Source organism: Bacillus sp. FSL H8-0516, assembly GCF_038635285.1.
Lineage (GTDB): Bacteria > Bacillota > Bacilli > Bacillales > Bacillaceae > Bacillus > Bacillus safensis.
This window is the reverse complement of record NZ_CP152051.1, coordinates 2,197,681-2,221,153: the sequence shown is the minus strand read 5'-3', so window position 1 is coordinate 2,221,153 and position 23,473 is coordinate 2,197,681. Positions and strand designations below refer to the sequence as shown.

Below are 23,473 nucleotides of genomic sequence, written 5' to 3'. Positions count from 1 at the left end.
AAGAGGTGTCAAATGAGTGTTAGCAGAACTAACCATTAAAAACTTTGCAATCATTGAAGAGTTAACGGTTTCATTTGAAAAAGGACTCACGGTTCTAACGGGGGAAACAGGTGCCGGAAAATCCATCATGATTGACGCTGTCTCACTTCTAGTGGGAGGAAGAGGATCATCTGAATTTGTCCGCTACGGTGAAAAAAAGGCAGAGCTGGAAGGGCTTTTTCTTGTACCAGCCGATCACCCTGTATTTGCTCTATGCGAAGAGCAGGGAATTGACGCATCAGATGAAATGATGATCCTCCGCCGTGATATTAATAACAGCGGGAAAAGCATTTGCCGGATTAATGGAAAGCTTGTCACCATCTCACTTTTACGGGAGGTAGGACGGCTTTTGCTTGATATACATGGACAGCACGATAACCAGCTGCTCATGGAAGATGAAAATCATCTGCATTTGCTCGATCAATTTGGAGTAGAAGACATTGCACCGGCTCTCTTGCAGTATCAAGAAGCATATGATCAATATATGAAGACGGCTCAAAAGCTAAAGCAGCTGTCCGAGAATGAGCAGGAAATGGTGCACCGCTTAGATTTACTGCAATTTCAGCTAGAGGAGATTGAGGCGGCACAATTAGAGCCGGGAGAAGATGAGAGGCTTCAGGAAGAGCGACATCAAATCAGCAACTACGAAAAAATCTATTCCTCACTCCAAAACGCGTATAACGCCTTGCGTAATGAGCAAGGAGGACTAGATTGGGTCGGTATGTCCTCAAGCGAGCTTGATCAGGTGTCTGAGATCAACGATGATTTGAAAAAGTTATCTGAACAAGTGTCGAACTCCTACTACTTATTAGAGGATTCAACCTTCCAAATGCGAAGCATGCTGGATCAATTAGAATTCGATCCGGCTCGTCTTGATTTTATTGAATCCAGGCTGAATGAAATGAAGCAGCTAAAACGAAAATACGGCACAACCGTTGAGGAAATTTTGGAGTATGCGGCGAAGATTGAAGAAGAAATAGATCAAATCCAAAATCGAGACAGCCATCTGCAGACGCTCAAAAATAAATTAGATGCGATGAGCCGTGATGCCCTGCTCGAAGCACTTAACGTTTCGGAGCTGCGTAAAAAATGGGCCAAAAAGCTAGCGAAGCAAATTCAAACAGAGCTCAAGGATTTGTATATGGAGAAGTCATCATTTGACACAGCTTTTTCTGTTCGATATGCGCCATTTGGCAGCACCGATTGTCCGCTAATAGACGGAAAACCTGTCCAGCTCGGGAAAAATGGAATCGACCAAGCACAATTTGTCATTTCTACAAATACAGGCGAACCGATGAAATCTTTATCGAAAGTAGCCTCAGGTGGAGAAATTTCACGTGTCATGCTCGCTGTGAAGAGTATTTTCTCAGCTAAACAAGACGTCACATCCATTATTTTCGATGAAGTTGATACAGGCGTCAGCGGCAGAGTGGCACAAGCTATTGCTGAGAAAATTTACAAAGTTGCGTCTGGATCACAAGTGCTCTGTATTACACACCTGCCTCAAGTAGCCGCAATGGCTGACACACATCTCTTCATTTCGAAACGCTCGAAAGCGGGCAGAACACTGACGAGTGTCAAACCATTAAGTCATGAAGAAAAAGTGAGTGAAATTGGCCGGATGATTGCCGGTGTGGAAGTGACTGAGCTGACAAAACAGCATGCAAAAGAACTATTGCACCAAGCAAATGATGTCAAAACAACAGGGTAGCTGAATCATCGGCTGCCTTTTTTATATGTTGTGTAAAAGCCGGCGTATATACCCATAAAATCGTCTTTTTCTTTTATCAATTTATCCAATCATTTTCTAAAGCTGCCGGTTATAAATCCTCTCGAAGAAGGCAAAAGTAAAGATGTAGCCAAAACATGAGTGTTCTGGTGTGGGTAAGGAGCGAGGAGAGTGAAAAATGAATGCCCGAAAAGATGAGAAAAGCCATTGGTGTGATTCTCCTTGTTTCTTTAATAAGTACAGGGTTTATGAGCATAGTGAAGGAATACATCAGCATTCCAACAAATGTTGCTGTATTTGAAAAACAGAAGCACTCAATTGACACATCGATTGAAGCGTCAGCCAATGCTTCTTCACCAGCCTTTAGCCTTTCAGAGAAAAAGAATCAGCTGGATATTACAGGACAAAAGGCGGGAAAAGCCGAAATTGTTTATGATTTTAAAGGATTTCCTATTAAGAAAACAAAAGTTGACGTTCTCCCTGAATTAAAAGTCATTCCTGGAGGTCAATCCATTGGCGTCAAGCTCCACTCTGTAGGAGTTCTCGTTGTAGGTTTTCATCAAATCACAACAGCAGACGGCAAAAAATCACCAGGTGAAGCCGCAGGCATTCAATCAGGGGATATGATCATTGAAATCAATGGTCAAAAAATGGAGAAAATGAATGACCTCACCCCATTTATTCAGAAAGCAGGGAAAACGGGTGAAACGCTTCGTTTGCTCATAAAGAGAGATCATAAAACTTTTCAAACAACATTAACACCCGCAAAAGATGCAAGTGAAGGCATCTATCGAATTGGTCTTTACATTCGTGATTCTGCAGCAGGAATCGGCACGATGACCTTTTTTGAACCTTCATCTAAAAAATATGGTGCCCTTGGGCATGTGATTTCTGACATGGATACAAAAAAACCAATTGTTGTCGACAATGGTGAAATTGTTAGATCAACCGTGACATCGATTGAAAAAGGCACAGGAGGCAATCCTGGAGAAAAATTGGCGAGATTCTCTTCCGAAAGAAAAACAATAGGAGATATCTCCCGCAACAGCCCTTTTGGTATCTTTGGTACGTTAACCGAAAAGCTTGAAAATCATGTAGCAGATAAACCACTTCCAGTCGCTTTATCAAATGAAGTAAAAGAGGGCCCAGCAGAAATTTTAACCGTTGTGGATCATGATAAAGTGGAGAAGTTTGATATTAAAATCGTCAGCACAACACCGCAGAAATTCCCAGCAACCAAAGGAATGGTATTGAAGGTAACAGATGAGCGGCTCCTAAGCAAAACGGGCGGAATCGTCCAAGGAATGAGCGGAAGCCCCATCATCCAAAATGGCAAAGTCATTGGAGCTGTCACACACGTATTTGTCAATGATCCGACAAGCGGGTACGGCGTACACATTGAATGGATGCTGTCAGAAGCAGGAATCGACCTTTATCAAAAAAACAAAAAAGCAAGCTGATCATAAACTGCCGCGAATCTTCCGGCAGTTTTTTTCTACCCTTTCTTTCTCTTCCATCATGTTATAAAATAAGGAAAAAGAGATTTTTCGACAAAATGGAAAAAAGCATGTTGTCAAATTGCAATAATCGTCGATTCGTTAAGAAAAACGTAGAAAAAGCTAGATAATGCTCTATTATTCGGAAAATTAAAGTTTTTTAAAGGGGATAGCATGGTTTTGTCGAATTGAACACTCAGAAGAGAAATGCAAAAGACTAAAGGAATCGACATTGGGGAGGAAAGAACGTGGAGAAAATTAAAGTGTGTGTAGCTGATGACAATCGAGAGCTTGTTGGCCTTTTGACAGAGTATATTGAGGGACAGGAAGATATGGAAGTACTTGGTGTGGCGTATAATGGTCAGGAATGCCTGACATTATTTAAAGATAAAGAGCCCGACGTTCTCCTCTTAGACATTATTATGCCTCATTTAGACGGTCTTGCTGTACTAGAACGCCTCCGTGAAAACAATGAAATGACAAAACAGCCAAGTGTGATTATGCTAACGGCATTTGGACAAGAAGATGTCACGAAAAAAGCAGTTGATTTGGGCGCATCCTATTTCATTTTAAAGCCATTTGATATGGAAAACCTAGTAGGTCATATTCGTCAAGTCAGTGGAAACGGCACACAAGTTACCCATCGCTCTTCATCAATCTAAAACAGTGTTCTTCGTAACAAACCTGAACCGAAACGTAAAAACTTAGATGCGAGCATTACGACCATTATTCATGAAATTGGCGTGCCCGCCCATATTAAAGGCTATTTATACTTAAGAGAAGCAATTTCTATGGTGTACAATGACATTGAGCTTCTCGGAAGCATCACTAAAGTGTTGTACCCAGACATTGCAAAGAAATTTAACACGACTGCCAGCAGGGTAGAACGAGCGATTCGTCATGCCATTGAAGTCGCTTGGAGCAGAGGAAACATTGATTCCATTTCCTCACTCTTTGGTTATACTGTCAGCATGTCAAAAGCGAAACCAACCAATTCAGAATTTATTGCCATGGTAGCTGATCGTTTGCGATTAGAGCATAGAGCAAGCTAGTATCTTTTTCATGAAAAAACGTTTCTTCATTGAGACGTTTTTTTATTTTGAAACATGTTGTCAAAAATTGGTTAGGTTGATAAAATCATCTTAATGTTTAAATTGGACAAACGGGCTGCTTTATTTTCAGAATAAAATGAAAAATAAAGCATGAAAAAAATAAAAAAGACATAAAGTAGTGGTAATCAGCTGCGCCAATCGATCATGAAGTCTTCAAAATAGAAGAAGAAAACGCTCATTCGTAAGAAAAAGGATGAGAGGAAAAGGTCTTATGGATTTGGTAATTAAAGCAAACGAGATCGAAAGTTCTATTTCTATTGACCTGATTGGTTGGCGTTTTAAAGTCACTGGCTTCTTAGAGATTGTGCCATTTGAACTGAATATTCCCATTGTCGAATTTAATAATTTTCACATTCTTTTACTATGCTATAATAATGAAAAGAAGAGGGTGAGGTTATGGGAAAGCTGAAAATCCACTCTGCTGAGGTAGCGAACGAAATTAGCAAGTGGACGAGGGTCATTTCTCAGAATGACTTAGAAAAATCTGCTGTCTATAAAGAGAAAATTCAGAATTTGCTAAAAAATACAGATGAAGACCGTGAAGTTCTCCTTTATTATCAGCTTGTTGACGGCAGACATGAAATGTTACTTGGAAATATCGAAAAAGCCAATCAAATTATGAAAAGTGTCGGAACGCTCGATGAGAAGGCAGATGACATTATTAATTTTTATTTTTACTTTTACAAAGGCCAATATGCTGCATATGTGAAAAAGTATGATGAAGCCATTAGCTTTTACAAAATTGCAGAACAGCGGCTAAAACGTGTGAATGAAGACCTGGAAGTAGGAACTTTTCACCATAAGGTTGCTTCGATCTATTACGAACTGAAACAAAATTTCATATCCATTAATCATATTAAAAAAGCCATCGATACATTCAAAGCGCATGAAGAGTACACAGCGCAGGCGATTGACAGCTTAATTTTACATGCAAGTAATTGCATTGATTTGTTCCAATTCGATGAAGCAGAGAAAAAGTATAAAGAAGCACTTGAGAAAAGTAAGCGCATTAACAATGAAGTGCTGATTGGGAAATGCTATCACAATTTAGCGGTTCTTTATTATGCAAAGCATGATTATGAAAAAAGCGCACATTATGCCAAAAAAGGAATGGGCATTCAAATTCATCGTGACAATAGCCATTATTACATCCAATCTTTATATGTTCTGGCCAATGCCTTGGTTCATTTAGGAGATCAAGAGGCGAGGGAATATATTAAAGAGGGTATTTTGTATAGTTGCGATATCCAAAATAATGAATATATAGTAAAATTTGAAATTTTGGATTTGATGTGCGAGAATAGTGGGGCAGCAGACGTATTCTCAGAAAAATTAGACTACATAGAAAAAAATAGATTATATGTGGAGCTTGAGGATTTGTCTGAACAAATATCGAAATACTTCAAGGAACGAAATGATTATCAAAATGCCATTCGTTTTCTTGAAAAGAAATTCGATGCACAAATACTTCAAAAGAAAGTGGAGGTTATCTTATGAAAAAGTTGTTGTTAGGTGTAACCGTTGTTACAGCAGTCGCAGTTGTTTCTTCCCTTTTTGCTCTTGACGCAGAGACGACAGAGCAAGCCATCAGAGCGATTACGTGATCGAATTTATCTGTCAACCTCTTCGTATGAATCAGAAGAGGTTTTTTTATGCGCTCAAAACTGGAAAAACGAAAAAAGACACGTCATAATGTAAGGAAGCATCATATTTAGAGGTGACCTATGACGAAAATTTTTGCACACAGAGGCTTTAAAGGCATTTATCCTGAAAACACCATGATAGCCTTCGAGCATGCACTCCATTCGGGAGCTGACGGAATTGAGCTGGATGTTCAGCTGACGAAAGACGGCAGACTTGCTGTCATTCACGATGAGAAATTGAACAGAACAACGAACATGAAAGGTTTAGTGAAAGACCATACATATGAAGAATTAAAAGCGGGAGATGCGAGTCATTCTTTCTACGAAGAAACCGGTGCTGTATCCATTCCTCTTTTGGAGGAAGTATTAGAGCTAGTGACGCAGCAATCATCATTGATTATCAATATTGAACTAAAAAACTCCATTTATCGATATCCGGGGATCGAAGAGAAAGTAAAAAAACAAATCGAGCATTTTCAAATAGAAGACCGTGTACTTGTTTCATCGTTTCATCACGGCAGTTTAGCTCTTTTTCACAAACTCATGCCGCATGTTGAACTTGCTGTTCTCACAATGGATGTGATTCATCAGCCGGAGATGTATATAAAAACAGTACCAGCAAGAGGCTATCATCCAAATATTAAGGGGGCAGGCGTGACCAAGGAGGTTGTGGCAGCTCTCCATGCATCTCAGCAAGTGATCAGACCGTTTACAGTAAATAGTGAAAAGCAAATGAAAAACATGTTTTCCTTAGGTGTCGATGGCATTTTTACTGATTTTCCTGACCGAGCCGTAAAAATAAGAGAAGAAATGAAATAAAGACCTGCTCTAAATCAGCGGGTCTTTTTTCACGTTTTATCTCTGCTTAAAGCGAGCAGTCACTTTATTTCGTTTACGGTCTCTATATAAAATAAAGCCAGCCACTACATAAAGACCTCCCCCTAAAAATAACAACCCTGCAATTCCTTGCAGCCATAAATATGGAAATGGTGCAATGATGATGCCGAAAACAGTGTCACGCAGCAGCTTAATCCCAAGTGCTGCAAGCGCGCCAGGTATTAAAATAATCACTAGTGCAAGTATTCTCCCCATCAAATGTCCCCTTAAACGTCATTTACTTCCATTGTCTAATTCAAAAAATATTTTGTCAAGAAAGGAAAACGTGGTAATATAAGAGTTGTGCAATTTTTTGCAACGGAAAAATATGGTGTGCAAATTTTTTCATATAAAGGGGTAACGGGATGCAGAGAGTCTTGATTGTCGGTGCAGGACAGGGTGGATCAGCATTGCTTGAAACATTGCTGAAAACAAATACGATTCAAATCATTGCGATTGCCGACCTTGATCTTGAGGCACCGGGGATGGTAGAAGCGAAAAAGAATGGAATTGATACGACAACGGATTGGAAAGAATACATAAAAGATGACATTGATATCATCATTGAAACAACAGGCAGTTCAGCAGTGCTGAAAGAACTGATTGAAAAAAAGCCAGAACACGCAGTCATTGTTCCAAGTTCAATGGCTTACGTGATATCAGAATTAATGTCAGAAAAACAGCAGCTAATCCAAATGTTAAAGGAACAAACCTATAAGCATGACCGCATTTTTAATGCAACGAACGACGGGATGATTTTTATAAACATGAATGAAGAAGTCGTCCTGTTTAATCGATCAGCGGCCAAAATGGTTGGATGTTCGCAAAAAGATGCGATTGGCCGTCATATACGAGAAGTGATCCCAAATACAAAGCTTCCCGACATTTTAAGATCGAGAGAGCCAGAATTTAATCAAAAACAATTTCTGAATCAGCAAATACAAATTGTTACAACGCGTTTGCCAATTATTGATGACGCGGGGAGAATGCTAGGTGCTTTATCCATCTTTAAAGATATTACAGATGCCGTTGAGCTTGCGGAGGAAGTAACCAATCTTAAAGAAGTGCGAACGATGCTGGAGGCGATCATTCAATCGTCGGATGAAGCCATATCAGTTGTTGATGAGCAGGGAAAAGGGATCTTAATCAACCGGGCTTATACGAAAATGACTGGATTAACAGATAAAGAAGTTGTGGGGAAACCAGCAGGTGCAGATATTTCTGAAGGAGAAAGCATGCATTTGAAGGTACTTGAAACAAGGAGACCCGTTCGAGGCGTCAGAATGAAAGTCGGACCGAATAAAAAAGATGTGATTGTCAACGTAGCGCCAGTCATTGTTGATGGCATTTTAAAAGGCAGTGTCGGGGTCATTCATGACGTATCAGAAATTCAATCACTCACAAATGAATTAAATAAAGCAAGGCAGCTCATCCGTACACTTGAAGCAAAGTACACATTTGAAGACATCATTGGAGAGAGTGAGCAAATGCTTGTGGCGCTTGAGCAGGCGAAGCTAGGCGCGAAAACGCCAGCCACCATTTTACTCCGGGGAGAATCAGGTACTGGAAAAGAGCTGTTTGCGCACGCTATTCATAATGAAAGTGACCGGAAATATAATCGCTTTGTACGGGTCAACTGTGCAGCCTTATCTGAGACCCTTTTAGAGTCAGAGCTTTTTGGCTATGAAGAAGGAGCGTTTTCTGGTGCAAGGCGAGGCGGGAAAAAAGGGCTGTTTGAAGAGGCGAATCAAGGCAGCATTTTTTTAGATGAAATTGGCGAAATGACGCCAAGTACACAGGCGAAGCTGCTTCGTGTGATGCAGGAGAAAGAAATAGTAAGGGTAGGCGGAACAAAGGCTATACCGGTCGATGTTCGTGTGATCACGGCGACAAATGTCAATATTGAAAAAGCGATGGCGGAAGGAAAGTTCAGAGAAGATTTATATTATCGAATGAACAGATACCCGATCTCCATCCCGCCGCTAAGGCAGCGCCTTGAGGATATTGACTCGTTAAGCAAACGTCTCATCCAAAAGATCAATTTAGACTATGGACGGAACGTGAGCGGGTTAACGGAACAGGCACTTAATAGACTGCGATCATATAAGTGGCCAGGAAACGTAAGAGAGCTTGAAAATGTACTTGGACGAGCCATGATCTTTTTGAACCCGCAAGAAGAATGGATTGATGAAGGGCATATTTCTTTCATGGAGTCAGAAGATCAGGAAGAAAAAGAGCAGCAGGAACTGACTGTCAGTCAATTTGAGGGAGAGGCGCTTTCGGATGCTGTTGAGGCATTTGAAGCGCAGCTGATTAAACAAACCCTTGAAAAGCATCAATTCAATCGCACGAAAACAGCGAAAACGTTAGGGATCAGCATTCGGAACCTTTACTATAAAATGGACAAATATCAACTTGCAAAAGATAGCATGCAATAAAATGCATGTTACCTGCAAAAGATTGCACGAATGTCATGCGAATTGCCTCATATTCACTGCATTTCAAACTGGCACGGAACTTGCATATAAAATATGAACCGAGCACAAGGAAAGGTGGGCATATATGAAGCTTGACGATCTGATTATGAAAGCCGCCCAGCTGCAGAATAAAACGGCGGCTGTGGCTCATGCAGAAGACGAAGAAGTGCTTCATGCCATCAAGATGGCAATTAAGCGAAAGGTCGCTCGCTTTCTCCTGGTTGGGAACAAACGCAACCTGAAGGAGCTAGTGAAGCAGCATGAAATCAATGAGGACTGGATCGATATTATTCATTCAGATTCTCCCGAAGAATCTGCCAAAATTGCCGTTCAGGCAGTGAGCGAGAAGCATGCAGATATTTTGATGAAGGGGCATGTCCCGACAGCCGTTCTTTTAAAAGCGGTACTGAATAAAGAATATGGGCTCAGGACGACAAGTGTCCTATCGCATGTTGCGGCATTTGAAGTACCGGGCTTTGACCGCTTTATTTATGTCACGGATTCTGCGATGAACATCGCGCCCGATTTAAATATGCTGAAAGAGATTACGATCAACTCTGTTCAAGTAGCACAAGCTGTCGGAAACGACATGCCAAAGGTTGCAGTGCTCTCTGCGGTGGAGGTCGTGAATCCGGCAATGGATTCAACTTTGACTGCGGCAAGTCTTGCGCAAATGAATCGGCGCGGGCAAATTTCTGGCTGCCTGATTGATGGGCCTCTTGCTTTAGATAATGCCATTTCTCAAACGGCAGCTTCTCATAAAAATATTACGAGTGATGTAGCCGGCCATGCAGATATTTTGCTTGTGCCAACAATTGAGGCAGGAAACATTCTTTATAAATCTCTCATCTACTTTGCACATGCGAAGGTGGGAGCTGTGGTGGCAGGAGCGAAGGCGCCGATTGCTTTAACAAGCCGGTCTGATTCAGCCGAAAGTAAGCTTTATTCAATTGCGCTTGCCATCTGTACATCAAATTAAGCGGAAGTAATAGGAGGAATAACACGATGGAACTTTTTAAATATATGGAACGATACGATTATGAACAGCTTGTATTTTGTCAGGATGAGCAGTCTGGTTTAAAAGCCATTATTGCGATTCATGATACAACACTTGGACCTGCACTAGGCGGAACGAGAATGTGGACGTATGAAAACGAAGAAGCAGCCATTGAGGATGCACTGCGTCTAGCGAGAGGAATGACTTATAAAAACGCGGCAGCAGGACTTAATCTTGGCGGCGGAAAAACGGTCATCATCGGTGATCCGAGAAAAGACAAAAATGAAGAAATGTTCCGTGCATTTGGTCGTTACATTCAAGGGCTGAATGGCCGCTATATTACAGCAGAAGATGTCGGTACAACGGTAGAAGACATGGATCTCATTCATGAAGAAACCGATTTTGTTACAGGGATCTCTCCTGCATTTGGTTCTTCTGGAAATCCGTCTCCGGTCACTGCTTACGGTGTATACAAAGGGATGAAAGCCGCTGCCAAAGCTGCATTTGGGACCGATTCATTAGAAGGAAAAACAATTGCCGTCCAAGGCGTAGGAAATGTCGCTTACAACTTGTGTAAACATCTGCATGAAGAAGGCGCGCAGCTCATTGTCACAGATATCAACAAAGACTCTGTCAAACGAGCTGTTGAAGACTTTGGCGCAAAAGCAGTTGACCCTGACGATATTTATGATCAAGCATGTGATATTTATGCACCGTGCGCACTTGGTGCAACCATTAACGATGTGACCATTCCTAAGTTAAAAGCAAAGGTAATTGCAGGTGCTGCAAATAACCAGCTAAGAGAAACGCATCACGGAGACCTTATCCATGAGATGGGTATTGTATATGCTCCTGACTATGTGATCAATGCAGGCGGTGTGATTAACGTTGCTGATGAGCTTTATGGCTATAATGCAGATCGTGCGATGAAAAAGGTCGAAGGCATTTATCAAAATATTGAACGTGTAATTGAAATTTCAAACCGTGATGCCATTCCAACTTATAAAGCGGCAGACCGATTGGCTGAAGAGCGAATTGAAAGAATGCGCAAATCAAGAAGTCAATTCTTGCAAAATGGTCAACATATTTTAAGCCGTCGCTAATTTGAAGAATGAGTTGAAACGGAGGTTTTGTTTTTGCTGACAAAAGAATGGCGTATTCTCACGATTAATCCTGGCTCTACTTCAACAAAAATCGGTGTGTTTCATAATGAACGTTCTATTTTTGAAACGACACTTAGACATACAGATGAGGAATTAAAGCAGTTTCCTCATATCATTGATCAATTTTCATTCCGTAAAGAAACCATTTTGAAAACACTTCATGAACAGGGGATGAATATCTCAAAGTTTGATGCAGTCTGTGCGCGCGGCGGTCTCCTTCGTCCGATTGAAGGAGGCACATATGAAGTCAATGAGCAAATGGTGAAAGACCTAAAAGAAGGATATGCCGGCCAGCACGCATCCAATCTCGGTGGAATCATCGCGAGAGAAATTGCACTTGGCCTGAATATCCCGGCTTTTATTGTCGATCCAGTTGTAGTGGATGAACTAAAACCAATTGCTCGTATTTCAGGGCTGCCAACGATCGAAAGAAAAAGCATTTTTCATGCATTAAATCAAAAAGCAGTCGCAAGAAAAACAGCGGCTTCTTTTGGAAAAAGTTACGAAGATTTGAACATGATTATTACTCATATGGGCGGCGGTATCACCATTGGTGTTCATGAAAAAGGAAAAGTCATCGATGTGAATAACGGTCTGCATGGCGAAGGTCCTTTCAGCCCAGAGCGTGCGGGAACCCTGCCGACAGGTGATCTTGTGAATCTTTGTTTTTCGGGGGAGTATACCCAAGAAGAAATGCTCAAACGCATTATTGGTGAAGGCGGGCTTGCGGGCTATCTTGGCACGACAGACGCTGTGAAAGTGGAACGCATGATTGAAGCGGGTGATGAGCGGGCGACGCTCATTTATGAAGCGATGTGCTATCAGATTGCCAAGGAAATTGGTGCGGCTAGCGCTGTCTTAAAAGGAGCAGTTGACGTCATTGTATTAACAGGCGGACTTGCATACAGCAAACAAATTACGTCAAGTATTCGCGGCTATATTGACTGGATTTCAGATGTTGTCGTGTTTCCAGGTGAAAATGAGCTGCAATCGTTAGCAGAAGGTGCGCTTCGCATTTTAAAAGAAGAAGAATCACCGAAAGAATACCCAAATGATCAACAGGAAAAGAAAGGAGTGACAAGTCATGGCAACTGAATATGACCTCGTCATTCTTGGTGGAGGCACAGGCGGCTATGTAGCGGCCATCCGTGCCTCACAGCTTGGATTGAAAACAGCAGTTGTAGAAAAAGAAAAGCTCGGCGGAACATGTCTTCATAAAGGCTGCATCCCGTCTAAAGCGCTGCTCAGAAGTGCAGAAGTTTATCAAACCGTCAAACGCGCAGCTGATTTTGGTGTTGAGGCAGGAGGCGTTGCCTTGCAATTTGCCAATGTGCAGAAAAGAAAAACAGAGATCGTCGAAAAACTAGCAGGCGGCGTCAAACATTTAATGAAACAAGGAAAAATTGATGTATATGAAGGAATCGGCCGTATTCTTGGCCCATCTATCTTTTCGCCAATGCCAGGAACGATCTCCGTAGAAATGGCAAATGGAGAGGAAAATGAAATGCTCATTCCAAAGCAGGTCATCATCGCGACAGGATCAAGACCGCGTGTGCTGCCAGGGCTTGAAGCAGATGGAACACACATCCTCACTTCAGATGATGCACTTGAACTGCCAGAGCTTCCGCAGTCAATGCTAATTGTGGGGGGCGGAGTGATCGGAATCGAGTGGGCTTCCATGCTCAATGATTTTGGTGTGAACGTCACTGTGCTTGAGTTTGCAGACCGCATTTTGCCAACAGAGGATCATGACATTTCTAAAGAAATGGAAAAGCTATTATCTAAAAAAGGCATCACTTTTGTGACTAATGCGAAGGTACTGCCAGATAGCGTAGAAAAGCAGGGAAATCTCGTGACAATTCAAGCGGAAAAGGATGGAGACATTCAGACGTTTGAAGCGGAAAAACTCCTTCTTTCAGTCGGCAGAGTACCTAATATCGAAGGCATAGGTCTTGAAAACACGGACATCCAAACCGAAAAACAAGGCATTGTCGTAAATGAACATTATCAAACGAAAGAATCACATATTTACGCAATAGGAGATGTCATCGGCGGGCTTCAGCTGGCACATGTCGCTTCTCACGAAGGGATGATTGCTGTAGAACATATGGCTGGGAAAGATCCAAAGCCGCTCGATGAAACGCTCGTATCTAAATGTGTTTACTCTCACCCAGAAACCGCTAGTGTTGGACTCACTGAACAGGCGGCAAAAGAGCAGGGCTTTGAAGTCAAAATAGGGAAATTCCCATTTATGGCGATTGGAAAAGCACTTGTGTACGGGGAGTCTGATGGATTCGTCAAAATCATTGCCGATCAAAAGACAGATGATATTTTAGGAATTCATATGATTGGTCCTCATGTAACAGATATGATATCTGAAGCTGGATTAGCCAAAGTACTTGATGCAACCCCGTGGGAAGTGGGGCAGACGATACACCCGCATCCGACCTTATCAGAGGCGATTGGCGAGGCAGCCCTTGCTGTTGACGGGAAGGCGATCCATTTTTAATCAAGGAGGGAAACATGATGAGTAACATGCGTCATCAGGAATTAGGATTATCAGATGAACAAGCAATTGATATATACAGAACAATGCTTCTAGCAAGGAAAATCGATGAACGGATGTGGCTTTTAAACCGTTCCGGGAAAATTCCATTCGTCATTTCTTGTCAAGGGCAGGAAGCGCAGCAAGTCGGTGCTGCATTTGCTCTTAATAGAGAAGAAGATTACGTCTTACCTTACTATCGTGATATGGGGGTTGTCCTTGCTTTTGGGATGACAGCAAAAGATTTAATGATGTCTGGTTTCGCAAAACAAGACGATCCAAACTCAGGCGGAAGACAAATGCCAGGGCATTTTGGGCAAAGGGCAAATCGAATTGTGACCGGCTCTTCGCCTGTAACAACGCAGGTTCCTCACGCGGTGGGAATTGCCCTTGCTGGACGATTAGAGCAGAAAAACTTTGTCAGCTTTGTCACGTTCGGTGAAGGCTCATCAAACCAAGGAGATTTTCACGAAGGCGCTAACTTCGCTGCTGTGCATAAACTGCCTGTTATTTTCATGTGTGAAAACAATAAGTATGCGATTTCCGTGCCATATGATAAACAAGTAGCCTGCGAACGCATTTCAGATCGTGCGGTAGGATATGGGATGCCAGGCGTCACTGTAGATGGAAATGATCCGCTTGAAGTATATGCCGCTGTCAAAGAGGCGAGAGACCGTGCGGCTAGAGGCGAAGGCCCGACATTGATTGAAACAATCTCTTACCGTTTAACTGCGCATTCAAGTGATGACGATGATTCAAGCTATCGAGAAAAAGAAGAAGTGCTTGAAGCAAGAAAGAAAGATCCGCTCATCCAATATGAAACGTATTTAATCGAAGGAAACGTCATGACTTCTGAAATGAAAGAAGAGATGACAAAAGAAATCATGCAAATCGTAAACGAAGCTACTGATGAAGCGGAAAACGCGGCTTATGCTGATGCAGAAAGCGCACTTCGTTACGTGTATGCGGAGTAAGGGGGAAGAAAAATGCCTGTTATGTCATATATAGACGCTATTACACTGGCGATGAAAGAAGAAATGGAGCGAGATCCGAAAGTGTTTGTGCTCGGAGAGGATGTCGGGAAAAAAGGCGGCGTATTTAAAGCGACAGCGGGTCTTTACGAGCAATTCGGAGAAGCGCGCGTCATGGATACACCTCTTGCAGAATCAGCCATTGCGGGTGTAGGTATTGGGGCAGCGATGTATGGAATGCGCCCAATTGCAGAAATGCAATTTGCGGATTTTATTATGCCTGCAATCAACCAAATCATTTCAGAGGCTGCAAAAATTAGATACCGATCAAATAATGATTGGAGCTGTCCAATGGTCATCCGCGCACCTTACGGGGGCGGAGTACACGGGGCACTTTATCATTCACAATCGGTCGAAGCCATTTTTGCTAACCAGCCTGGTTTGAAGATTGTGATGCCTTCTACACCTTATGATGTCAAAGGTCTTTTAAAGGCTGCAGTGCGTGATCCAGATCCTGTATTGTTCTTTGAACATAAACGTGCATACCGTCTGATTAAAGGAGAAGTGCCTGAAGAGGATTACACTCTTCCGATTGGAAAAGCAGATGTGAAGCGTGAAGGCGATGATATCACGGTCATTACATATGGCCTTTGTGTCCATTTTGCGCTACAAGCAGCAGACCGCCTTGCAAAAGACGGCATTTCCGCTCATATTCTCGATTTGAGAACAGTGTACCCGCTTGATCAGGAAGCGATTATAGAAGCGGCTTCTAAAACAGGTAAAGTGCTTCTGTTAACAGAAGATACAAAAGAAGGCAGCATCATGAGTGAGGTTGCGGCGATCATTTCGGAGCATTGCTTATTTGATTTAGACGCACCAATCAAACGCCTGGCAGGACCAGATATTCCGGCAATGCCTTATGCGCCGACAATGGAGAAATTCTTCATGGTCAACCCGGATAAGGTAGAAGCTGAAATGAGAGAGCTGGCGGCGTTTTAAGAAAGAGGAGGGTTTCAAAGTGGCAATTGAACAAATGAAAATGCCTCAGCTAGGTGAAAGTGTAACAGAAGGAACCATTAGCAAATGGCTCGTTTCACCTGGCGATCATGTGAATAAATACGATCCGATTGCGGAAGTCATGACAGATAAAGTGAACGCAGAAGTTCCGTCATCTTTTACAGGAACGATTACAAAGCTATCGGCTGAGGAAGGCGAAACGCTGCAAGTAGGAGAAGTGTTCTGTGAAATTGAGATAGAAGGAAGCGAGCAGCAGAGCGAGAAAGAAGAAGCAGCACCTGAGCAAAGCGAAGCGCCTGAAGAAGATCAAACAAATGAGAATCAAAGCCAAAAGAAACGTTACTCTCCAGCCGTTCTTCGTTTAGCAGATGAACATGGCATTGATTTAGCGGCTGTTCAAGGTACGGGAGCAGGCGGCCGAATCACTAGAAAAGATTTGCTGCAGCTCATTGAAAACGGCGGCGTTAAAGAGAAGACAGCACCTGTCAATGAACGTGCCGTTCAACCGGAGCCTGCGCAGTCTTCTCAAGCAAAAGCGGCACCTGCCGTCCCTTCTATGCCTGGTGATGTTGAGCTGCCAGTCACGCCGATCCGTCAGGCAATTGCGGCCAATATGCTGAGAAGCAAACATGAAATTCCGCATGCTTGGACGATGATGGAAGTCGATGTGACAAATCTAGTGACAAGAAGAAATCAGCTGAAGGATCAGTTTAAAGCAAAAGAAGGCTTTAACTTAACGTTCTTTGCGTTCTTTGTCAAAGCAGTGGCTCAGGCCTTAAAGGAATTCCCTGAAATGAACAGCATGTGGGCCGGAGATAAAATTGTGCAAAAGAAAGCAATCAATGTTTCGATTGCTGTCGCTACAGATGACGCGCTTTTTGTTCCAGTCATTAAGGATGCGGATGAAAAGACCATTAAGGGCATTGCCAAAGAAATTCATGAGCTGGCGTCTAAGGTGAGACAAGGAACGCTCAAGCAAAGTGATATGGAAGGCGGTACCTTCACTGTCAACAACACGGGATCATTTGGTTCAGTACAATCTATGGGAATCATTAATTATCCGCAAGCGGCGATTTTACAAGTAGAATCGATCGTGAAGCGTCCAATGATAGTAAACGGAATGATTGCGGCAAGAGACATGGTCAATCTTTGTCTTTCATTAGATCACAGAGTACTAGATGGTCTTGTATGCGGCAGATTCCTTCAGCGAATTAAACAAATCCTTGAAGGCATCGACGAGCAGACATCTGTTTATTAAAACAATATTTTCCCCCTCCCGGTATGAGAGGGGGATTTCCACATCTAGGAGAAAGGAGCGATGATATGTCTGGACTAGATTTTTTTGCTTTTCTCACGATTGGTCTCATGTTTATCACAGCGATTGCCTTCGCTTTTCTGCGGTACATTTCTAAATCACGCAATCATCCTGAACGATTACTGCTTATCATATCGATCGTTTCAATCATTCAAATCGTGTACTGTCTGCTGATTGTCGGCGGGTTTAAGGGAGCAGCCAATAGCTTTTTAGGAATATCACTTCTCGCCGGGACACTTCTCGGATATGCACTTGAATATTTATACAGACGCTATATCAAAAAAACGCCCGAATCAAAATAATGTCGGGCATTTTTTTATTCTGCTGGAACAATAAAGGTCAAATGTTGTTTTAACACTTCTAAAGAAGAGGGGGCCGTCATATAAACTTCACCATCTGTATCAGCATCCATTTCCTCTTTTGTGTGGATATGAATACTGGACGATTGAATGAGAGACAGATCGCCGGTGAAATCCTCCAGCTCTTCCCGGTTCATTGAGAAGATTTCTTTTAAAGCAGAGAAACTCGTATTTCTGCAAATTAAGATTTCTGCTTTTCCATCATCAATGGCTGCATGAGGCAAATCAATTTTATTTGTACCGATAAAATGTCCATTCATGACAAGAACGATGACGGCTTCCTCTTCCCAGCTTTCCTCTTCTGTCTCAATACGTACGTGAAAAGGATCTGTTTGCTGCAAGGTGCGCAGCGCACTTGTGAAGTAGCTGATTTTGCCGAGTACGGCTTTTTCCTTGTCGTTAATATTGTTGGACGTATCTGCGATCAGCCCAATTCCCCAAAAGTTTAACACGTATCGATCTTCTGCTTTGATTAAGTCGACCTTTTTCTCTTTGCCGTCTACAATCATTTGAGCGGCTTTCTGCATTTGTTGAGGAATACCTAGTGTTCTAGAAAAATCATTGCATGTCCCGCCTGGTAATATCGCTACAGTGGGCCTTTTTTCTAAACCGCCAATGCCGTTCATGCATTCATGCACGGTACCATCTCCGCCTAATATGATGAGCAATTCCACCGTCTCATCAATTTGGCGGCAGAAATCATAAGCATCATTTGGCTGCTTTGTTGGTTTCAAAATGAGTTCATCAATATGTAGAGAAAGAAGAGGCACTGTTTGACCGAGTGTTTTTTCCATGTTTTTTTGTCCAGCATTTCCATTATAAATGAGCATCGCTTTTTTGAATTGTGCCATCACGCAGTTCTCCCTTTCGTCTCTTTATCATCACTTTTCCCCAATTTGAAAGCTCATAAACGATGTTTGGAAAAAGAGGCGGGAGGAAAAGACAACACATTTGCCCGCAGGCGTTTTCCTTGATATGATGGATTTAAAATGGTTTTGGTACGCAAAAGGAGTGGACGGACATGAATATTGATTTTAATTTATTTATGAATGATATTGTGAAACAAGCGAGAGAAGAAATTAAGCAGGCAGGCTACACTGAGCTCACGTCAGCTGAAGAAGTTGACGAAGCACTGACTAAAAAAGGAACGGCACTTGTCATGGTGAATTCAGTATGCGGCTGTGCAGGCGGTATTGCAAGACCAGCTGCCGGCTATTCTGTTCATTACGATAAGCGTCCAGATCAATTGCTGACAGTGTTTGCTGGGCAGGACAAAGAGGCAACAGCAAGAGCGCGTGAATACTTTGAAGGCTTCCCGCCATCTTCACCATCTTTTGCCTTATTAAAAGATGGAAAAATCATCAAAATGGTCGAGCGTCATGAAATTGAAGGGCACGAGCCAATGGAAGTCGTTTCAAAACTACAAGCCGCTTTTGATGAGCATTGCGAAGAAATCTAACATATGACTTTTGGTTGAATAAATATAAAGCAGTCCGGTCTTTAGATCGGTCTGCTTTTTGTTTTATAAGACAAAAGAATCAAAATAATTTTAGCAAAATACTATTGCATCTTAAAAAGAAAGTGTTTAAAATACATTATAGTGAATAAATATTCAAATCAATACATGATTTTAAATACTGGGAGGCATCATCATATGAAAAAGTGGTTATTATTACTTATGACAGCTGGTCTTGCAGCTGCACTCGCAGCATGCGGAACTTCTTCTAATAATTCAAACGCATCAGGAGATGACAAGACACTCGTTATGGCGACATCAGCAGATTATCCGCCATTTGAATCAAAAGACGGAGATAAAATTGTCGGTTTTGATGTAGATCTTGCAACAGCACTAGCGAAAAAGAACGGCTACAAGCTAGAAATTCAAGATATGGACTTTGCTAGCCTTGTATCAGCCCTCAAAACAAACAAAGCTGATATTGTCCTTGCAGGAATGACACCTACAGAAAAACGTAAAAAGCAAGTTGATTTCTCTGATGTTTATTACAATGCTAAAAACTTGGTTGTATCAAAGAAATCTAGCGGTATTAAGGCAGAGAAAGATTTAAAAGACAAAACAGTCGGCGTTCAATTAGGTTCCATTCAACAGGATGAAGCAAATGGACTGCAAAAGAAATATAACCTAACAGTTGAAGACCGTAATAAAATTTCTGATATCATTCAAGAGATTAAAGCAGGCCGTTTTGATGCAGCAATTATTGAAGATAAAGTAGCTGCTGGTTACTTGAAAAAGGAAAAAGACTTCCAAGCATTTGGATTGAACAGCTCAAACGAAGGTTCAGCCATTGCATTCAAGAAAAACAGCGACTTAACAGCGAAATTTAATAAATCATTAAAAGAAATGAAAGATAATGGCGAACTTGATAAATTAATTAAAAAATGGTTTGCTGATGAAAAGTAAGTCAGGAAAAGGATCAGCGTCATTCCAGAAAATCAAGTAGAAAAGCGCTGAAAAGTTCAACTCATGTTGAACTTTTTTCCTGTTTTGTATAAAGGCAGAAAAAAGGAGAATGTCATGTTTGATTTTAAAGATGTAATACCTCAGATGCCCTTTATTCTAGAAGGACTTAAGGTCACGCTTTCTATAGTAGTGGTATCCCTTTTACTTGGATTTATCTTAGGAATTTTATTAACGCTTTGTAAAATTAGTGTGTTTAAACCGCTCATTTGGCTTGCAGATTTTTATACGTCAATTTTCCGAGGCACACCGCTTGTGCTTCAATTGCTCATTATTTATTTTGGTCTGCCTCAGCTTCTTGGGTTTCAAATCGACCAATACTGGGCTGCTGTAGCGGCATTTTCACTCAACTCGGCGGCATACGTATCTGAAATTATTCGTGCGGGTATTAATGCCATTGATAAAGGTCAAAAAGAAGCAGCCGTTGCTTTAGGCATCCCTTATGCTAAAATGATGAAGGACCTATTGCTTCCGCAGGCGTTTAAAAATATTTCACCTGCACTTGTGAATGAGACGATTACACTGACAAAAGAATCAGCGATTGTAACAGTCATCGGACTGGGTGATGTCATGAGACGAGCCTATCAAGCAGGGGCCGTCACGTATAATTATCTTGAACCGCTTATTTTTGCGGGTCTTATCTATTATGTCATCGTGCTTGTTCTCACCTTTGTCGGCAAATCGGTGGAAAGGAAGTTAAAATCAAATGATTAAAATAGAGAAACTCACAAAATCTTTTGGTAAAAACGAAGTTTTAAAGGGGATCGACACCACCATTAAAGAAGGGGAAGTTGTTGCGGTTATTGGACCATCTGGTTCAGGAAAATCGACGTTCCTCCGCTGCATGAATTTACTTGAAAAGCCGACTTCTGGTGTCATTACGATTAAGGACACCGAAATCACCAATCCAAAAACGAATGCACTAAAAGTGCGTGAGAACATCGGAATGGTGTTTCAGCATTTCCATCTGTTCCCGCATAAAACGGTGCTGGAAAATATCACGTATGCGCCAATGAATGTGAAGAATCAATCGAAGGAAGACAGCATCAAGCAAGCTGAAGACCTGCTCAAAAAGGTAGGGCTTTTAGAGAAAAAAGATGATTTCCCGAACCGTCTGTCAGGCGGTCAAAAGCAGCGTGTAGCGATTGCGCGTGCGCTTGCGATGACACCAGACATTATGCTGTTTGACGAACCAACGTCTGCTCTAGATCCAGAAATGGTCAAGGAAGTATTAGAGGTCATGAAAGAGCTGGCTCAATCTGGAATGACACTCGTTATCGTCACACATGAAATGGGCTTTGCAAAAGAAGTGGCTGACCGCGTGATCTTTATGGATGATGGGAAAATTGTAGAGGATGCAAACCCTGTGCAATTTTTTGAATCACCGTCTTCACAGCGCGCAAAAGACTTTTTACAAAAAATATTATAAAGAAATAAGAGAAGGAGACTTAACATCTCCTTCTTTTTTTGATTATAATGGGGAAAGTAAAAAAAGTTCATCATTTCACAAAAGTGAATGGAAACAAGACAGAAAAGAGTGAATCACATCATGTTTAAAATCGGCTACCGAACGCTGAAAACAGCATTAGGAACAGCGATCGCTATTTATATTGCACAATTGCTTGGCTTGCAAAATTATTCAGCTGCCGGGATTATTACGATCCTGTGTATTCAGGTGACAAAGAAAAGATCCCTCTTAGCATCGGGAGCTCGCTTTGCAGCATGCAGTCTTGCTATTTTATTTTCTTATTTATTTTTCGATCTGATTGGGTATCATCCTTTTGTGATCGGTTTGATGCTACTTGTCTTTATTCCGACAACGGTTTTGCTTCGAATTAAAGAAGGGATTGTCACAAGTTCAGTCATCATTCTCCATTTATACATGTCTGGCGGGATTACCCTGCATCTCATCTGGAATGAACTGCTGCTGATTACCATTGGTGTTGGGGTAGCGCTGATTATGAACCTCTATATGCCAAGTGTTGATAAAAAACTTAAACGCTACAGCGAACAGATTGAAGCCAACTTTGCTAAAATCTTTGAGGAAATCGAGCAATACTTAATGACAGGGAAACAAGACTGGACAGGAAAAGAAATACCAGAGACACATCAATTGATCAAAGAAGCGAAAGCTCTTGCATATCGTGATGTTGAAAACCATGTATTAAGACATGAAAACCTGTATTACCATTATTTCAACATGAGACAAAAGCAATTTGAAATCATTGAGCGTGTGCTGCCCAAAATTACGTCGATCTCCGTCACAACGGAGCATGGACAAATCATTGCAGAATACATTAGAGACTTACGCGAACATATTCACCCGGGGAACACAGCGCATAAGTTTTTAAGACGTCTCATTGATATGAAAGAAGAGTTCGATGCACTTCCGCTCCCGCAAACAAGAGAAGAATTTGAGGCAAGAGCGGCACTCTTTCATTTCCTCGGTGAAATGGAACAATATTTAGTACTGAAAAGCTATTTTAAAGGGATGAAAGAATAGAGACGCATGAGTTCCTCCTTCATTGGTCAATCTAATGAAAAAGGAGGAGCCTATGCGTCTTTTATTTTATACCGTACTGACCATGTCCCTTTCACCTATCTGGCCGCTTGGACAAAACCCGCTTCCAGGTGACCCGTTTGTCATTATTAATAAACAAACGAATGAACTTGCCTTCATTGATCAAGGAAAAATCCAAAAAGTATATCCTGCTTCAACAGGAAAAACAGCGGATTTAACGCCAGAAGGTGAATTTACGATTATGATCAAAGCGAAAGATCCCTATTATAGAAGAAAGAATATTGAAGGGGGTGCAAAGAATAACCCTCTTGGGCGAAGATGGATTGGATTTGATGCACGAGGAACAGATGGCAGAACCTACGGAATTCACGGAACGAGTGACGAAACATCGATTGGGAAATTTATCACAGCAGGCTGTGTAAGGCTTCATAATCATGATGTAGAGCTTTTGTTTGATCAGCTTCCAATTGGCACCAAGGTATGGATTACAACATCAAGCGATTCCTTTGAAAAGCTTGCCAAAGACAAACAGGCCATTCGTTGATATCGCGAATCACCTGCTTGTCTGCTTTTATTCAAACCTTATAAAAAGGCTGCTGCTCCTGCTAAAAGTGAAGAAACTAACAGCAGGCTAATCATAAGCAATACCATAAATTTCATGAATTTTTGAGACATATCGCACCCCTATAACCGAAGATTTTTGCGACAAGCGCACTTGTCTTTATTTTATCTGGTTT

General features: G+C 41.7%; 22 protein-coding genes and 1 pseudogene. 20 read left to right on the top strand and 3 right to left on the bottom strand.

The window, feature by feature from the left end:
• Nucleotides 1–16: 16 nt before the first annotated feature.
• From recN to MHB67_RS11095, 5 genes and pseudogenes are all read left to right on the top strand, one after another.
• The gene (gene recN / locus MHB67_RS11115; protein WP_342492517.1) at nt 17–1,750 is read left to right on the top strand and encodes a DNA repair protein RecN; all 1,734 of its coding nucleotides are present in this window, start codon (nt 17–19) and stop codon (nt 1,748–1,750) included.
• 200 nt (nt 1,751–1,950) lie between these two features.
• The gene (gene spoIVB / locus MHB67_RS11110; RefSeq protein WP_025092993.1) at nt 1,951–3,228 is read left to right on the top strand and encodes a SpoIVB peptidase; all 1,278 of its coding nucleotides are present in this window, start codon (nt 1,951–1,953) and stop codon (nt 3,226–3,228) included.
• A gap of 284 nt (nt 3,229–3,512) precedes the next feature.
• Nucleotides 3,513–4,316 (top strand): annotated as a pseudogene (gene spo0A / locus MHB67_RS11105) (sporulation transcription factor Spo0A).
• A 456-nt stretch (nt 4,317–4,772) separates the two neighbouring features.
• Entirely contained in the window at nt 4,773–5,873 is a 1,101-nt protein-coding gene (locus tag MHB67_RS11100) for a Rap family tetratricopeptide repeat protein (RefSeq protein ID WP_024422933.1), read from the top strand.
• 227 nt (nt 5,874–6,100) lie between these two features.
• Nucleotides 6,101–6,838, top strand: a complete 738-nt coding sequence (locus MHB67_RS11095; protein WP_024422932.1) for a glycerophosphodiester phosphodiesterase — start codon at nt 6,101–6,103, stop codon at nt 6,836–6,838.
• Between the two features lie 36 nt (nt 6,839–6,874).
• Here the strand turns inward: MHB67_RS11095 and MHB67_RS11090 are convergent, their stop codons facing one another.
• The gene (locus tag MHB67_RS11090; protein ID WP_024422931.1) at nt 6,875–7,111 is read right to left on the bottom strand and encodes a DUF2627 domain-containing protein; all 237 of its coding nucleotides are present in this window, start codon (nt 7,109–7,111) and stop codon (nt 6,875–6,877) included.
• Nucleotides 7,112–7,260: 149 nt separating this feature from the next.
• On the opposite strand from MHB67_RS11090, the gene MHB67_RS11085 reads away from it, so the two are divergent.
• From MHB67_RS11085 to MHB67_RS11045, 9 genes are all read left to right on the top strand, one after another.
• Nucleotides 7,261–9,333, top strand: coding sequence for a sigma-54-dependent Fis family transcriptional regulator (locus tag MHB67_RS11085; RefSeq protein ID WP_342492516.1), 2,073 nt, complete (start codon nt 7,261–7,263; stop codon nt 9,331–9,333).
• Nucleotides 9,334–9,457: 124 nt separating this feature from the next.
• Nucleotides 9,458–10,351 (top strand): phosphate butyryltransferase, encoded by an 894-nt coding sequence (gene yqiS, locus MHB67_RS11080; RefSeq protein WP_024422929.1) that lies wholly within the window; start codon nt 9,458–9,460, stop codon nt 10,349–10,351.
• Nucleotides 10,352–10,377: 26 nt separating this feature from the next.
• A complete protein-coding gene (bcd, locus tag MHB67_RS11075) occupies nt 10,378–11,472 on the top strand; it encodes a branched-chain amino acid dehydrogenase (RefSeq protein ID WP_003215658.1) in 1,095 nt (364 codons plus the stop codon).
• 27 nt (nt 11,473–11,499) lie between these two features.
• The gene (gene buk / locus MHB67_RS11070) at nt 11,500–12,627 is read left to right on the top strand and encodes a butyrate kinase (RefSeq protein WP_029706064.1); all 1,128 of its coding nucleotides are present in this window, start codon (nt 11,500–11,502) and stop codon (nt 12,625–12,627) included.
• Nucleotides 12,617–14,041: a dihydrolipoyl dehydrogenase gene (gene lpdA / locus MHB67_RS11065; protein WP_024422927.1), complete on the top strand. Its 1,425-nt coding sequence runs from the start codon at nt 12,617–12,619 to the stop codon at nt 14,039–14,041. Before buk ends, lpdA begins: the two co-directional genes overlap by 11 nt.
• 17 nt (nt 14,042–14,058) lie before the next feature.
• Nucleotides 14,059–15,051, top strand: coding sequence for a thiamine pyrophosphate-dependent dehydrogenase E1 component subunit alpha (locus MHB67_RS11060; protein ID WP_024422926.1), 993 nt, complete (start codon nt 14,059–14,061; stop codon nt 15,049–15,051).
• 12 nt (nt 15,052–15,063) lie between these two features.
• Complete coding sequence (locus MHB67_RS11055; RefSeq protein WP_024422925.1) at nt 15,064–16,047, top strand: alpha-ketoacid dehydrogenase subunit beta; 984 nt, start codon at nt 15,064–15,066, stop codon at nt 16,045–16,047.
• A 19-nt stretch (nt 16,048–16,066) separates the two neighbouring features.
• A complete protein-coding gene (locus tag MHB67_RS11050; protein WP_212048521.1) occupies nt 16,067–17,323 on the top strand; it encodes a dihydrolipoamide acetyltransferase family protein in 1,257 nt (418 codons plus the stop codon).
• A 65-nt stretch (nt 17,324–17,388) separates the two neighbouring features.
• Entirely contained in the window at nt 17,389–17,682 is a 294-nt protein-coding gene (locus tag MHB67_RS11045; RefSeq protein WP_024428019.1) for a YesK-like family protein, read from the top strand.
• A gap of 14 nt (nt 17,683–17,696) precedes the next feature.
• Here the strand turns inward: MHB67_RS11045 and MHB67_RS11040 are convergent, their stop codons facing one another.
• Nucleotides 17,697–18,590 carry a YegS/Rv2252/BmrU family lipid kinase gene (locus MHB67_RS11040; protein ID WP_212048519.1) on the bottom strand — a complete coding sequence of 298 codons (894 nt, stop codon included), beginning with the start codon at nt 18,588–18,590 and terminating at the stop codon, nt 17,697–17,699.
• A gap of 170 nt (nt 18,591–18,760) precedes the next feature.
• Here MHB67_RS11040 and MHB67_RS11035 point away from each other — a divergent pair, with 170 nt between their 5' ends.
• From MHB67_RS11035 to MHB67_RS11010, 6 genes are all read left to right on the top strand, one after another.
• Nucleotides 18,761–19,198: a BrxA/BrxB family bacilliredoxin gene (locus MHB67_RS11035; protein WP_024428021.1), complete on the top strand. Its 438-nt coding sequence runs from the start codon at nt 18,761–18,763 to the stop codon at nt 19,196–19,198.
• Between the two features lie 195 nt (nt 19,199–19,393).
• Nucleotides 19,394–20,158, top strand: a complete 765-nt coding sequence (locus tag MHB67_RS11030) for a transporter substrate-binding domain-containing protein (protein ID WP_024422920.1) — start codon at nt 19,394–19,396, stop codon at nt 20,156–20,158.
• A 114-nt stretch (nt 20,159–20,272) separates the two neighbouring features.
• A complete protein-coding gene (locus MHB67_RS11025) occupies nt 20,273–20,929 on the top strand; it encodes an amino acid ABC transporter permease (protein WP_024422919.1) in 657 nt (218 codons plus the stop codon).
• Nucleotides 20,922–21,644, top strand: a complete 723-nt coding sequence (locus MHB67_RS11020) for an amino acid ABC transporter ATP-binding protein (protein ID WP_024422918.1) — start codon at nt 20,922–20,924, stop codon at nt 21,642–21,644. Before MHB67_RS11025 ends, MHB67_RS11020 begins: the two co-directional genes overlap by 8 nt.
• Before the next feature lie 120 nt (nt 21,645–21,764).
• On the top strand, nt 21,765–22,718 hold the full coding sequence (locus MHB67_RS11015) for an aromatic acid exporter family protein (protein WP_024422917.1): 954 nt from the start codon (nt 21,765–21,767) through the stop codon (nt 22,716–22,718).
• Nucleotides 22,719–22,770: 52 nt separating this feature from the next.
• Nucleotides 22,771–23,280, top strand: a complete 510-nt coding sequence (locus tag MHB67_RS11010) for a L,D-transpeptidase (RefSeq protein ID WP_024422916.1) — start codon at nt 22,771–22,773, stop codon at nt 23,278–23,280.
• 38 nt (nt 23,281–23,318) lie between these two features.
• Here the strand turns inward: MHB67_RS11010 and prli42 are convergent, their stop codons facing one another.
• Nucleotides 23,319–23,411: a stressosome-associated protein Prli42 gene (gene prli42, locus MHB67_RS11005; protein ID WP_149126490.1), complete on the bottom strand. Its 93-nt coding sequence runs from the start codon at nt 23,409–23,411 to the stop codon at nt 23,319–23,321.
• Nucleotides 23,412–23,473 lie beyond the last annotated feature (62 nt).